General features: G+C 37.1%; 10 protein-coding genes and 3 pseudogenes. 5 read left to right on the top strand and 8 right to left on the bottom strand.

Annotation, left to right across the window (positions count from 1 at the left end):
- Positions 1–64: 64 nt before the first annotated feature.
- Both P4S71_RS01340 and ltrA read right to left on the bottom strand, forming a co-directional pair.
- Positions 65–409, bottom strand: a complete 345-nt coding sequence (locus tag P4S71_RS01340) for a group II intron maturase-specific domain-containing protein (protein ID WP_337149880.1) — start codon at positions 407–409, stop codon at positions 65–67.
- Positions 406–1419 carry a group II intron reverse transcriptase/maturase gene (ltrA, locus tag P4S71_RS01335; RefSeq protein ID WP_337149879.1) on the bottom strand — a complete coding sequence of 338 codons (1014 nt, stop codon included), beginning with the start codon at positions 1417–1419 and terminating at the stop codon, positions 406–408. The genes P4S71_RS01340 and ltrA overlap by 4 nt, the downstream gene beginning before the upstream one ends.
- Before the next feature lie 793 nt (positions 1420–2212).
- On the opposite strand from ltrA, the gene P4S71_RS01330 reads away from it, so the two are divergent.
- The gene (locus tag P4S71_RS01330) at positions 2213–2404 is read left to right on the top strand and encodes a hypothetical protein (protein ID WP_337149878.1); all 192 of its coding nucleotides are present in this window, start codon (positions 2213–2215) and stop codon (positions 2402–2404) included.
- Positions 2405–2432: 28 nt separating this feature from the next.
- On the opposite strand, the pseudogene P4S71_RS01325 reads toward P4S71_RS01330, so the two are convergent.
- Positions 2433–2609, bottom strand: a pseudogene (locus tag P4S71_RS01325) (IS110 family transposase); the annotation flags it as partial.
- 33 nt (positions 2610–2642) lie between these two features.
- On the opposite strand from P4S71_RS01325, the pseudogene P4S71_RS22990 reads away from it, so the two are divergent.
- The 3 genes and pseudogenes from P4S71_RS22990 to P4S71_RS01315 form a co-directional block, all read left to right on the top strand.
- Positions 2643–2954: pseudogene (locus P4S71_RS22990) on the top strand (transposase); the annotation flags it as partial.
- Positions 2955–3321: 367 nt separating this feature from the next.
- A complete protein-coding gene (locus P4S71_RS01320; protein ID WP_337149877.1) occupies positions 3322–3693 on the top strand; it encodes a hypothetical protein in 372 nt (123 codons plus the stop codon).
- Between the two features lie 367 nt (positions 3694–4060).
- Positions 4061–4254, top strand: a pseudogene (locus P4S71_RS01315) ((2Fe-2S)-binding protein).
- A 67-nt stretch (positions 4255–4321) separates the two neighbouring features.
- Here the strand turns inward: P4S71_RS01315 and bfr (P4S71_RS01310) are convergent.
- From bfr (P4S71_RS01310) to P4S71_RS01290, 5 genes are all read right to left on the bottom strand, one after another.
- Entirely contained in the window at positions 4322–4786 is a 465-nt protein-coding gene (bfr, locus tag P4S71_RS01310; protein WP_002958984.1) for a bacterioferritin, read from the bottom strand.
- A 12-nt stretch (positions 4787–4798) separates the two neighbouring features.
- Entirely contained in the window at positions 4799–5269 is a 471-nt protein-coding gene (bfr, locus tag P4S71_RS01305) for a bacterioferritin (RefSeq protein WP_007375598.1), read from the bottom strand.
- Positions 5270–5543: 274 nt separating this feature from the next.
- Positions 5544–7679 (bottom strand): TonB-dependent receptor, encoded by a 2136-nt coding sequence (locus P4S71_RS01300; protein WP_337120851.1) that lies wholly within the window; start codon positions 7677–7679, stop codon positions 5544–5546.
- Between the two features lie 74 nt (positions 7680–7753).
- Entirely contained in the window at positions 7754–8824 is a 1071-nt protein-coding gene (locus P4S71_RS01295; RefSeq protein ID WP_096794451.1) for a PepSY-associated TM helix domain-containing protein, read from the bottom strand.
- A gap of 101 nt (positions 8825–8925) precedes the next feature.
- Positions 8926–9804: a cation diffusion facilitator family transporter gene (locus tag P4S71_RS01290; protein ID WP_096794452.1), complete on the bottom strand. Its 879-nt coding sequence runs from the start codon at positions 9802–9804 to the stop codon at positions 8926–8928.
- 244 nt (positions 9805–10048) lie between these two features.
- Here P4S71_RS01290 and P4S71_RS01285 point away from each other — a divergent pair, with 244 nt between their 5' ends.
- On the top strand, positions 10049–14812 hold the full coding sequence (locus tag P4S71_RS01285) for a PAS domain-containing protein (RefSeq protein WP_337149876.1): 4764 nt from the start codon (positions 10049–10051) through the stop codon (positions 14810–14812).
- Positions 14813–14817 lie beyond the last annotated feature (5 nt).

Here is a 14817-nt window from a genome sequence, read left to right as displayed (position 1 = left end):
GTAGCCGGAGGTCTCTAACCTCCAGCCCCCACACCACCCATCATGCGGGTCCGCAATGGGCGGTTCATCTCCCGTAATGAATACCGATACAAATATCTCTCAATGACACTAAACCTTGTGACGCTAAATAGTCATTGCCTAGCGCTATGTTAATTCCTTTTGCTTTTGAGCTTCGACAAGGCCCTTTACTGGTGATACCACAGGCTATGGCGAGTCGTTCGCTAACACCCAGCTTTATTAAACTGCGTACTTTCGTGCGTGGTTTACGCCATTGCCGCCAGTAGCACATTCTTATCCTACGGCGGATCCAATGATCTAAATCCACCGTTAACTGATAAGCGTTGGCTATTAGGTAATAGTGTCCCCAGCCACGTGAATACTGCGTGAGTTTATGAATTTGTAGGGTCATTGAGATCCCCAGTTGCGGTTAGTGAGTTCCCTTACATTTGCTTTAAATTTCTTTAGCGCCTGTTCGTGCATCTGCACTTGAGCGTAGCGGAAGGTAAACCCAAGAAATTTCGAGCCTGATACTGGACCGACTCGACTTTTCGATTCATTCACTTTGAGTTTTAATCGCTGAGTGATAAACGCTGTAATTTCCCGTTGGATTATTAGCCCTTCGCTTTTCGTTTTTACTAAAATGATTATGTCATCAGCGTAACGTGCAAACTTAAGGCGTTTGTAGGTTAACTTCTTATCTAATTCATCGAGTAAAATGTTGGAAAGCAAAGGGGATAATGGCCCACCTTGAGGGACTCCTTTGGTTGACTCAAACCACAGACCCGTTTCGCGCTCTGCGATCCCCGCTCGTAAGTATTTACCGAGTAGGTGCATGAGTGCTTTGTCTTTGATTTTACGACCAATACGATTCATCAGCATGTCATGGTTTACCTCATCAAAGAACTTAGACAAGTCGATATCAACCGCTGCTTTATAACCTTGTTTAACACAAGATTGAACATGGTTCACTGCTTGACTGGCTCTTTTATGAGGGCGATAACCATAACTATGTGGTGAAAATTGAGGCTCAAAGTAAGGGCTAATCACTTGAGCAATGGCTTTTTGGATCACTCTGTCGATAACAGAGGGGATCCCAAGCATTCGCTCACCGCCATCAGGTTTAGGTATTATCACGCGTTTGACTGGCAAGGGTTGATAAGTGCCGTTAAGTAATTGGTGTTTAATACCCAGCCAATGTAACTTAGCGAAGTGATTAAATTCCTCAATACTCATATTATCAATACCGGCAGCCCCTTTATTGCGCTTAACATGTTGCCATGCAGCGCTAATATTGTGGTTGCTCAGTACCCTTGCCATCAGGTCATGATTTGTTTGGTTGTATTCATTCGAGGTATTATTCACCATAGAACGCTGTTCATCACTATCACAACACGGTGATCTATGTGAATTCAAGTTCATTTGTAGTATCTCCTCTGGTTAAGATGTTCAGGCCTTCACCATGTCTTATCCATTACGATAAGTGTTGGGCTACTCGGCAACTGCTCCTGCGTTGCTCTACCTCCTGCATCCATGCAGTCGTATGCCGTCTGCTGACTTCTGATAAATCACTCTAGCGATTACTCGATAAAGCGCGTCTAAACTAATGCTTGTTTACTGCTATTTCGCTCGCTGTAGGTCGCAGCAACCAAAGCGCCAAGGGTTGAAAAACCAGTCCCTAACTGGTGATCGTCCAAGCGTTAGCGCGGATGCGTGTTTATCAGATCTCCCCGAATAAGGTGCATCGACTTTCTCTGCACAACTGCATCATTTACGATGGCCGTTAGATCAGATGACTTCGCTATCTTGTGCTAGCTCGTCTCCAGCCTACGCCTCATATGATGTTTTTGTTCATCAGCTCGCACTTATTTTTATAAAGAATGCTAGCGGCTTCCTCCAGACTATCTCTCACGATTTAGCCCTTGCCATTTGCGAGTGTCTATCGTTTAATAACAGCATGTTATTTAAACGGTGATCTTCCTACAGAGGACTTTCACCTCATAAGTCAATGCCCATGTCGGGCGTACACAAGAACATTAAACGGAAAAATTACAGTTGGCTGTTTTTCGTTCCTCAAACATTATAGCCAACTATAATTTTCAGCTTATGTAAGCGTTATAGCGAAAGGTCAATTTTCGAGTAATTTGTAATTTATATTATTGCCCTTATATCAATAGTCATTATTGCAACAGCAATTAATTCATGGAGATATATTGTGAGTGTAGAAATAATGTCAATGTTTCAACCTTCGTTAAAAAACCTAGCAAAAGCCGAAGAAAGAAAATTGGATCAAAATGAGAATGGCGACGATTCAAAGAAAAGAGCTGAATTAGATAAAATAATTAAAGAAGGCCTTTCACCTAATAGCTTTAAAAAAGCAAAAAAGCCAGAGGATGATTCGCTATAACAACACTCCCTGAGGTGGACAGCAAGCGCTAAAGCTCACTTTCCATCGCAAATTTTAACAGCGGTGATCCCTTACTTTTCAATGCAGTTAAGTAAGTTGATTCATCGTAGGGCGTATGTGTTTTCCAGCACCTAAATAGGATTCGTATCCACTTAAATACCAATGATCTGATGATGGTATTATGAGGTTTTCCTTTGACTTCTTGCAAAGCTAATTAGGATGGCACCCATCCTAACTATTACGAGAAAAGCCAAAAAAACAGCATGAAGAGTGCATTTTTATAAATAATGAATCACATAAAAAGCTGAGCTATGTTGATAAGATGAAAGTAAAAATAGACAGCCCAATAGGGCGACGACAGCTGTTTATTAAAGAATGGCAAGCGATTCGGCTGTATTGAACCTGCTTTCCTTTAAATAAAAAGCGGAATATCACAGTGAATAAAGGGATGAATAAATTGACCTTACGTAGTCAAGCGAAAGTGAACGCCCAATGGCAACAGTATTGCCTAGTTCATAATATAGAAAAGCTGCAAAACACGATGCATTAAGAAGGGTAAGCCCTTTTAACCTAAATTAAAGCTACTCAACCACCCGTAATCCCTTCCAAAACGTCAATTAAAACAATATAAAACACTTCTTTATATTCTGCGTAAAAATACAGTAATCAATTGAACCAAAATAGGAACTCAGCTATGGTTTGTTTATCAATAAAAACAAATTTAAAAACGAGTTAATCTACAGGCTCGTTGAGGCTGTAGAATTACTCATTTTTAAGAAAAACAGCCTGTTTTATGGGTTCCAAATGCATTACCTAATGCTTTAAAAACGCTTAGCGTTGATTTTAGGCGCTCGTTTTTAAATTAATTTGGTTGTTGGAGTTATTCTACAGTCTCGTTATGTTCGAAAAGGAATATTATGTTTAGAATTTTAAAGTTAGTAATTATAGTTTTTTATTTCGCTAGTTTTTACTCGTTCGCTGAAAATATTGACGACAAAGCGCAATTAGAAAAAATGGTAGTAAAATATGAGTCGGCGGTTGACTTAAGCAAAGAATGCATATCTTCAAAAATGAAAAATATTTCGAGTTGCAAAGCGTTTCAAAAGATTTATCTCTTTGAGTTAAAGGACAGCTTCGCAGCGTTTACGACTAATTTAGGTTCGTACATAGAATTAGATGTAGACATCACCTTGCGTGGCGTGGCAGCTATAACCTCAGCAAGTGAAGCGGCGCTTGATATATACGCACATAACAAAAACATTAAGACGAACAATTCACAAGAGCAGTAAATCGCCGCTTATATGAGTGTTACCAATGTCTGCTCATGGTACAAACCGGAAATCACCTTCCCATAAATTCCGTACTTATACATTAAGGCTTCTGAAGCCTTAATGTCATTAATTTTCATCCATTCAAATATTTACCTAGACCTAACCTTACTTAAATTTAAGGTGAGGCTTTAGTTAATAAATCTCAATCTGTGTGCAACACCTTGCTTAAAATTCAAACTATTCTCAAGCTGCCGCGAATTCTCAATTTAAGTGGCACTGGCCATAAGCTGAAAAAAGATACATATTAGCCAATAAAATAATTGATAACTATTTTCGTTTAGATTAATATACACATACTAAATGTAATTGAGAGTGGTTTGTATTCATGTATATTTGTCTATGTCACGGTGTGACTGATAAAAAAATTGAGCAAACAATTGACGATGGTGCAACAACCATGCGTGAATTAACTAAAGAGCTTAAAGTGGGCAGCCAATGCGGTAAGTGTTGTGGTTGTACTAAAAGATCCTTAATCGCAGACTTATTCAGATTGCGGATGTAACGGATCAAGTTGCTTAATTACATATAAAATTTAGATATAAAAAAAGCAGCTTTTTAGCTGCTTTTTTTATGGCTGAATTATTGTTTACAGTTGAGACTGTAAATAGTTTTTAATGCCCGTATTTTTAATAAGTAACTGTTGGGTTTCTAACCAATCAATTTGCTCTTCTTGTTCATTTAAAATGTGATCAAGGGCTTCACGGGTAATATAATCTTTTTTACTTTCAGCCAGTTTAACTGCGCTTCGTAACTCATCAATAGTATCAAGTTCAAAGCTCATGTTAGCAGCAATCATTTCTTCGCTGTTTTCACCAATACGTAATCGGCCTAAGTCTTGAAGGTTTGGTAAGCCTTCTAAAAACAAAATACGTTCAATTAATCGATCGGCGTTTTTCATTTTTTGGATAGATACTTTGTAATCTGCTTTGTCTAGTTGAGTGAAGCCAAAGTCTTTAAACATGCGTGCATGTAAAAAATATTGGTTAATACCAACAAGCTCATTAGCGAGTACTTTATTTAGCGCCGCAATAACGTCTTTATCGCCTTTCATAATATGCTCCTACTAAGCCATTTGTGCTTGATGATAATTTTCAGAACCAATTTTATCAATTAGACCAAGTTGTTGCTCTAACCAGTAAACATGATCTTCTTCGGTATCAAATAACAGCTTTTCTAAAATGCTACGTGATTGGTAATCTTGCTGTTCTTCACATATTGCGATTACGTCTTTAACACACGCTACTACTTCAAGCTCTAGTGTTAAATCGTTTTGCATCATACTTTTTACATCGCTACCGATAAGTAAGTCACGGCGCTTAGTCATATTTGGTACACCTTCTAAAAACAAGATGCGCTTAATAAGCCAATCTGCGTGATCTTTTTCTTCTTCCATTTCATGGTTAAGGCGTTCGTATAGCTTGTTTAAACCCCAGTCGTCATACATGCGCGAGTGTATAAAATACTGATCGATTGCTGCTAATTCGTTAGCTAACAATGTATTAAACGCATCGATTACTTTTTGATTACCTTTCATGATAAATCGCCTTAACTATTTCAATTGTAAGCAGTGTAGTATAAATTGAATGAATTGCAAGTTTTCTCTATAAAAATCATTGTGTTACTATTGGTTTTGATTCTTATTTAAGTTTGCGTTATTGCTTGGTTTATGGACAGTTTTTTATTTGTATTAGTATCTGAGAATGATTACTAGAGGTATTTATAAACAATAAGTTGAGATACTGCTTTTCATATTATTTTTTAAATAAATAGGTATGCTGATGATGCCTATTTATTGAGTCTATTGCTAATTAAAACTGGTATTTAGCACCGAGGGTAGCCGTTGTGCCTAATCCTTTGATGTTATAGCCGCCGTAAGTGTAAGATTGTGCGCGGGCAGGGTAGTAATCGCTATTGAACAGGTTTTCGATACCAAAATAGCCACTCCACCTGGCGTTAACATTGTACTGACCACTTAAATTAAATGTGTTGTAGCTACTCACCGGGCCCTGATCTCCGGAGTATTGACCTTGTGCATTTTTATCAAAGCGCTTTCTGTCACCTACATATAAAAAACTCATTGCAAGTGATAACTTTTCGTTAGTTTGCCATGTTAAATTAGCAGTGGCTTTAGGTGGGCTGATTTGTTTTGCGCCTAAATATTCATCCGCTTCAGTATTTTTTCCTTCTACGTAGCTGTATGTAGCACTTAATTTAAGATCTTGATTAATAGTATAATTAACTAAACCTTCGTAACCCCATATTTCTTGCGGTGCGCGTACGGGTTCGTAAACACCCGTTACTTCGTTAAATTCATTACTGGTGCCAAGCTCTGAAGTACTTCTGTACAGTGCAAATTCAAAACGAACGTTTTCAAACTGTGAAGTGAAACCAACTTCGTAGTTGTCAATTATAGATGCTTGTGTCTGAATAAGTGCAATATCGTCAACGGTTGCAGCGCGAAGTAAGCGCCCAATATCAGAAATATCAGATCCCTGTGAATAACTAAAAAATGGGCTGAATACATCTGTTAAATTGTATTTTATGCCTGCATTATACGTTGTAGCGTCATAGTTTATGGTATCACCACGCACATTTAATGGGACTGAGCATTGCGAAGGGGTTCTACACAGTTTTAATGTTTGGTAATCACTTACGCTCAAATCAATACTTTCGTTTCTTACACCTGCTTTTACAATAATATCGTCGTTTATTACCCATTTTGTTTGTAAAAAACCAGCAACACTTTCCATGTCCATTTCTGGCACCCACACACGGCCATCCACCAAAGGTTGTGATGTTTTATCGTTTAAGGCATCAATGCCGTAGATTAGGGTGGCTGCTACGTTTTCAAAATCAAACTGGCTATTAAATGTAGCCCTTGCACCTTGCTTTTCTGATTTAATAACGGACTGACCACCGGTATAGCCTTCATCGAGGTTAGCTAGGTTAGTGGAGAAAAAGAATACGTTTTCTATATCTTGTTTATAAAGATCGAGGGTCATTTGTGTGTTTTCAAACAACGCGTAGTCAACATATTTTAGAGTAATATTAACGTTGCCATCGGGTCCTTGCGGCTTACCTTGCTTTTGTAGTTCTGTAGGTACGTGAATAGCGTATGTTTTTTCCCCTATATTGCCATCGCCAGTAATATCACCTAAGTCAGTTTTTTGCTGTGAGCTGTAAAAGTTATAGCTAAACTGCAATTGCTTTTCGTCGTCAAAATCGTAACTTAGTTTAGTAAAGTAATTTTGAGTTTCAGAGTCTGATAAACCGTATTGTAAGCCTAAAATATCGCCTTGTGCATCGCGTTGCACGCCGTTTTCTTCATAGTTTGCCGTTAACAGGTAGCTTAATTTATCGATCTTGCCGTTTACTGCTGCTGATATTCTACCGCCGCCACTTTCTGCTAATTTAACAGCGCTAAAGCGGCTTGAAATACTTATTTCACCTTCAGGCTTACCATCACTGCGAGCCTGTTTTGTTATGTAGTTAATAATGCCACCTGAAGCACCATTACCATAAATAGAAGTCGCGCCTTTTATAACTTCAATGCGCGCTATGGCACTTGCATCAAGTGTTTTTATACCTAAAGAGCCGTTACGAAGAGGGGTTGATTGCGGTACACCATCAATCATTATTAAAGGTGCACGGCCACGTAGCGTTTGTCCTGAATTACTTGAGCTGCCTGTATCTGGGGCAAGTCCTGGAACCATTTGTGCAAGTAAACTCCCCAGTTCTGAGCTTACTTTTAAATGCTGCTGTATTTGTTGTTGATTAATAACGGTAATAGAGGCAGGTACTTCGTCAATACTTTCTGAGATACGACTGCCAGATACAATGACATGTTCTAATTGTTCAGAAGCGTATTCATTTTTATTATTTTCATCTGCTAGCGTGTTAGTACTTACTGCAACAGCAATAAGGCAAAACGAAGTTTTTAACATGGGAGAGCTCTTAGTTGATAATAATTTTCGCAATGGTAATTATTATCAACTAATCACGCAAGTGTTAATGAGATTTATTTTCGTTTGTGGCGTTTTAACCAAAAATACACACCGCTTACAATAAAAAATGCGAGTGAAAGGGCAATCAATAACCATATAAATTGCACTATGGGGCCTGCAAAATCCCCAATGTGAAATTTATACTTAAAGTTCCATGCTTGCGTCGTAAAGTTGGCTTTACTTGCGTCAAATGAGTTTAATACTTTGCCTGTAAATGGATTTACCCATACCCAACTATAAGCATGGCTTTCACCAAGGTTTTGAATTCTGAGCGCAATGGCATCGTCTGCTTTTTTAGGTAAGTAAATTCTAAATAATCGACCATCAGGGAATACATCCCCAGCATTTCTAATTGCTTCGTTATAGTTTATATCAGCTTGAGAAGGCGCTATTATTTTTGGCGCTTTGGGCCTCTGCTCTACTTTATTAAACGTTACAAATTCTAATACTGATTGAGTTTGTGTTTTCCAATTAAATGCCATACCAGTAAAGGCAATAAGTACAAGCGGTATAAAAAAGTAAACACCAAGTACGGTATGTAATTGATACATTAGCACTCTAAATTTGGCTTTAGGCTTAATAGCTAAACGCTTAATTCTGTTTTTTGGTTTTATCCATAGGTAAAAGCCGATTAGTACATTGATTAAAAGTAATAATGCACACACTGACATCCAATTTTTAAATGGTTTTTTACCATCACTATCTTCAAATAATAACCAGCGATGTAAGCCTAAAGCAAAGCCATAAATTGTGTCTGTTGTTTGATAGCTATGAATTATTTTTCCAGAATAAGGATTGACACTCACGTAGTGCTTGTTAGCCAATCTAAATTGCCAAGCTAATGCTTTATTTTGCTCGGGCATAAAAAAAACAATTTTTTGTTGTGTTTGCGTTTGCACGCTTTCTATCAATTTTTGATTGTTTAATGTACGAGGCTGCGGAATAACTTGCCATTTATCTGGCTGAATGAAGTGCTGTATGTCTTTTGCATAAATCATAACAGCACCGGTTAAGCTCACTATTAATAAAAATAGTCCGCTAATGAGGGCAAGGCCTAAATGAATTCTACGTAACCAAAGTTTCAAAAACAGTATCTCATTATAAGTTAGTAGCAATATTGTAAATGATAATACGAGATGTTTTCAATTAAATAGTTATGTATTTGTTTAGCTTATTATTAACGCTATTATTCTGCGCTTTTATTTGCAATAGGTCTGGTTTCTATTATGCAATTTTCGATGTTAAAATTGTCGTGTAAGAAGCCTTTTACTGCGGGTAAATCAATTGTTTGTTGAGTGCTAATAACAAGCTCACAATGATTTTCTTTATCATCTAGTTGCCAAAGCTTAATGCTGACTACCGATTCGATATTAAATTCATTACTAATAGCATGTGATATTGCGTGTGTATCAATGTTATTAGGGGCTGCTTGCATTAAAATTTTGCCGCTTTGCTTTAATAATAAAATACCATGATAAATTACATACACAGAAATAAGCACTGTGGCAATTAAATCAACGATATACCACTGGTATAAAATAATTAAAGTGCCAGCAATAATAACAACAATAGAGGCCATTGCATCTGAGATGTTGTGAATAAAAGCCGCTTTTATGTTTATGCTGTGATTTGCACCAGCTCGGTAGGTTAAATACGCTGTTGCTAAATCAATAACTAATGCTATTGCTGCCACCCACACAACTATCCAACCATTAATAGGCTGTGGATTTAAATAGCTAGAAATGGCTTCAAAAATTAAATATAGGCCAATTATAATTAATGTAGTGCTATTAAAAAGAGTAGCGAGGATTTCAGCGCGCTTATAGCCAAAATGATGAGTTACGTCAGCTGGTTTATTACCGATTTTACGTGCAATGAGCGCTATAAATATTGCCCCAGCATCGCTTAAATTGTGAAGTGCGTCGGCTATAAGCGATAAGCTACCCGAAAATATCCCGCCAATAACTTGGGTTACGGTTAGTAATACGTTAATGATAACAGCAACGGCGAGCTGTTTATCGCTTTGGTTTTCGTCTACATGACTATGTGAGTGATCGTGCGCCATAATGCTCTCAAAACACTTTTATTGAATAATGCTTATATCATGGGGAGTTTAAAACAGCTACAAGAGTGACAAAGGAGTCAAAAAATTAATCCTATTGGCATGTTTTTTATTGTAATGCTAATTTGACGTTATAACGCTAAATACCGATTTTTTAAGGCGTTTATAGCTCAAAACTTGCGTCTTTATATATTTAATGCATTAATATAGTCACTATAAAATGACTATAAGCTATTAGGCAATAAGCATGGATAAGGGTTTAAACTTTGGAGTGTTAACAGGTAAAGGACAATCTGTTCGAAGTAAATTAATTATTACCTTTATAATTATAGCATTAGGGCCGTTATGCTTGCTAACGTGGTTTAGTTTTCAGCACGTAAATAATACGCTTAAGCAAAGTGTGCATAGCGAACTAAATGAACTCAGCAATATTGGAAAGGAATTTGCTGAAATTTGGTTTTTAGACCAAGTTAATGATCTGTATTTATTAAAGTCGCAATTAAGTATAAGTCCAACCAAGGAACACGCTTTAATAAATGATTTTGTCAGACAATATGATTTTATAAATCATATTGAAATCATTGACGTGTTGTCTAACAAAGCAAAAATAGAACTTTCCTTATTTAATCAAATTCAAGAATCAGAACTCACTAAATTATTCATAGCACAAAATAAAACAGATAAAGCATTATTTCACTCTATGGTGGTTGAAGGACATGCGCATCATATAGTGTCGTTACCTATATTTGACGATCAAAATAAACTAAAAAGTGTATTACTAGCCGATGTGAACTTACAGGGACTGCTAAACAACTTAAGCAAAATACAGGCAAAAAATACGAGTGTTGCATTCTTTATACTGCACAATAACAAAATCGAAAAGCAAACAAGGGCTTCCGTTACTACTCCACCGCTTTTAAATCAAAACAGCTCCGCACCAAAACAAGTGTTTAGTTATGCTAATAACAATGAAAAAATATTTTATGCATACATTAATGAACTTGATTTTTTAGGCCAGCAAGGTTGGCAATTATTAGTTTCCAAACCAGCTGAAGCAGCATTACAAGGCAGTCTCTATTATAAGCGGCTTGCTATTTTAACTAATGCTGGATCTTTGCTGCTTATTTTATGTTCGTCTTGGTGGTTTGGTCGTAGATTATCTCGCCCGTTAATTCGTTTAACTAATATTGTTGAAAGTATAACCAGAGGGAAACATGTAAAAATCCCTATTTTAAACGACAGTATTGAGTTTAATCAGCTTTCAAAAGATCTGCATGAGCTTGTAAAAGTAAATCAAGAACAGCAAAGTACTTTGCAAGAACAACGAGCTGCATTGCAAATTGCACTTAAGCAATTAGCAGAGCAAAAATCAGCGCTTGATAAGCATGCAATTGTTGCTGTTACTGACTTACACGGAACAATAGTTTTTGTGAACGGAAAATTTTGTGCAATAAGTGGTTATGAAGAATATGAGCTTATAGGTCAAAATCACCGGTTATTAAATTCAGGCACGCATTCACATGCTTTTTTTGAAGAAATGTATGCAACGCTTAAGCGTGGTGAAGTTTGGAATGGGCAAATTTGTAACAGATCAAAGGACGGTAGCTTATATTGGATGGACACCACTATAGCGCCATTTTTAGATGATGAGGGTAAACCACAAAGCTATATAGCAATTCGCACTGATATTACTCCACTTAAGTTACAGGAATTTGAATTAGAACAGCATAAAACACAACTTGAACTTGTTATCAATAGTACCGCTGTTGGTATTTGGGATTGGTATGTAGATACAAGCAAAGTTACGTTTAATAAACGTTGGGCTGAAATCATTGGTTATACACTTAGTGAAATAGAACCTTGCAGCATAGATACTTGGTATAAATATGCACACCCAGAAGATTTAGTTGAATCAGAATTAAAATTAAAAACCTACTTAGCTGGCGGCAGTGATTTTTATGTTAGCGAAGCTCGGATGAAGCATAAGTTAGGGCATTGGGTCTGGGTACTTGATACAGCTAAAGTAGTTGAATGGAATAGCGACGGCTCACCTAAACGAATGATTGGGACGCATGTAGATATTACTCAAAGAAAAACAACGGAGTCTGAACTACAAAGCAGCCGTGATCAGTTTGCGTCTCTTGTTGAAAATATTCCCGGTATTATTTATCGCTGCGAGTCAGATGAAATATGGACGATGCTTTATTTAAGTGATCAAACTAAAGATATCACTGGTTATGCCGCAGATGATTTTATTAATAATAAAAATAAGCGTTTCTTTGATCTTCTTCATGAAGAAGATATTGATCATATAAAAAAATCAATTAACCAATCTATTAAAGAGCATAGTACGTGGTCAATTGAATACCGAATTATAGCAAAAAATGGTTATGTTCGATGGGTTAATGAAAAGGGTAAGGCAATCTATGACTCTGACGGTACTGTTCTGTACCTTGATGGCTTTATATTGGATATTACTGAGCGCTACAATATACAGTTAAAAATAAAACGTCAGCAAAGTTTACTTGAATCAATGAGTAAGCAGGGACAAATTGGCGCGTGGGAAATAGATTTAAAAGCCCATACTCTTTATTGGTCAGATGAAGTTAAAGTTATTCATGGTGTACCTGATGAATATGAACCCGATTTAGCGACCGCAATAGATTTTTACAAGCTGGGAGAACATCGCGATAAAATCTCTAAGCTATTTGAAAATGCAGTTACTTTAGGTGAAAGCTGGAGTGTTGAGCTGATAATTTTAACCCATCAAGGTAAAGAAAGGTGGGTTAAGTCTATGGGTCAAGCTGAATTTAAAAATGGTGAATGCATACGTATATTTGGCTCATTTCAAAGTATTGATGCTCATAAACGTTTAGAGATCGAAAGTGAAAAAGCAAACCGATATAACAAAAATCTTGCCCAATTAACCATTGCGCCTGAAGTACAAAGTAGTGATGTAAGCGAAGTGAACAAACTAGTTGTTAAATCAATGTGTGAGGTATTGAATGTAGAGCGTGCTTCGTTATGGATTTTTAATGAGGCCGGTGATGCTATGGTGCGTCATAGTTTACATACTAAAGGCGAGGGACTGGTTCGCACGGAAAATGAGCTAAAAGTTAAAGACTTTCCTGCGTATTTTTCTGCTATTTACAAGCATAACTTAATTGCGGTTGATAATGTCAATATGAACCCTGCAACAGCTGAGTTTATTGATGACTACACCAGGCCGCTAAATATTAAATCGTTAATTGATGTTGTAATTTCTTCGGGCGATGGGAATTTGGGGATTTTGAGTGCTGAAAAAGTGGATGAACACCATTATTGGACTCAAAACGAAGAAACTTATTTACGTTCATTAGCAACCTTAGTCGGAAGTACGCTTATATCGCAACGCCGTAAAAAAATAGCAGAAGAGCTTAGTGTTGCCCTCGTTAAGGCTGAAGATGCTGCGGTTGCTAAAAGTCAATTTTTAGCGACGATGAGCCATGAAATTAGAACGCCGATGAATGGTGTACTTGGCATGCTAGAGCTTATTGAGCTTGAAAACTTATCGAAACCAATTGAAACAAAAGTAGAGATTGCTAAAACAAGTGCTCACTCATTGCTGGGGGTTATTAATGATATTTTGGACTTCTCTAAAGCTGAAGCGGGTAAAATAGAGCTCGAAAGTATTAATTTTAATGCGGGTGATTTAATTGGTGAAGTTGCAGCTGCGCAAGCTTTTACAGCTCAAGATAAAGGCATTGAAATTATCTTAGACTTAGTCGCTTTAGAGCCTTCACAATTGTGTGGCGATCCAGGTCGTATCCGTCAAATTCTTACTAATTTATTGAGTAATGCAGTCAAATTCACCAGTAAAGGTGAAGTTGTCGTTAGTGCTCAAATAGATAAAGTAGAACAAGGCTTAGTGCTACAAATAAAAGTAAAAGATTCAGGTATTGGTATTAATGAGCAAAAACAGCATCAATTATTTTCACCTTTTTCTCAGGTAGATGCTTCAACAACGCGAGAATATGGTGGCACTGGACTCGGTTTAGCTATTTGTAAACAGCTGTGTGAGCTGATGGGTGGGGAAATTTCACTTAAAAGTGAAGCAGGCCAAGGCAGTGAATTTACTGTGACTATACAAGTCACCCAAAGTGAGCAAAAAGAACGTTATATACAAAAGCTAAATATAAAAGGTTTATCTGTCTTAGTTGTTGATGATAATGAGACTAATAGAATTGTTATATCCCAGCAGCTAGAGCATTGGGGCGCCCATGTAGCGCTTGCATGCGATGCATATGATGCACTTGCAATGTGTGAAAGCCGCATCAGCAGTAATCTAAAAATGTATGATATTGCAGTGCTTGATATGCAAATGCCTGGCATGGACGGGATTGGACTTTGCAAGGCTTTAAAAGCAAACGATGACTTTAAAAATATGCCCCTTGTTATGATGACGAGTATTGCTGGTATGGAAGGTGCTCAGCGTTATTCAAGCATTGGATTTCAAGCTTATTTCCCTAAACCTGTTACAACGGCGGATCTGATTTCAGCGTTGTCGGTAATTACAAATAATGAGCATGATGAAACATTACCGTTGGTTACATCCGGTTATATCTCATCTTTGAAAAAAGAAAAATTAAGTGAACCTATTCAAATATTACTTGTAGAAGATAATCCAATTAATCAGCAAGTATCCACGTTAATGCTTAAAAAACTTAATTGTAATATTACGCTTGCTGAAAATGGACAGCTCGCAATTGATATTTTAAATACTCATGGGCAAGGTTATTTTAAAGCTGTGTTAATGGATTGCCAAATGCCAGTGATGGACGGCTTTGATGCCACAAAAGCTATTAGAAATGGCTTAGCGGGCGACAAACACAAAGATATTAAAATAATAGCATTAACGGCAAATGCGATGGATGCAGATAAGCAAAGGTGTTTTGCTGCCGGAATGGATGATTATTTAAGCAAGCCAATACAATTGGATTTTTTAAAAGATAAATTAGAACAATATATTTGAGGTAT

It is taken from the genome of Pseudoalteromonas sp. B62 (assembly GCF_037162565.1).
GTDB lineage: Bacteria > Pseudomonadota > Gammaproteobacteria > Enterobacterales > Alteromonadaceae > Pseudoalteromonas > Pseudoalteromonas fuliginea.
Note: the sequence above shows the minus strand (reverse complement) of the source record. Positions and strands in the feature narration are given on the sequence as shown.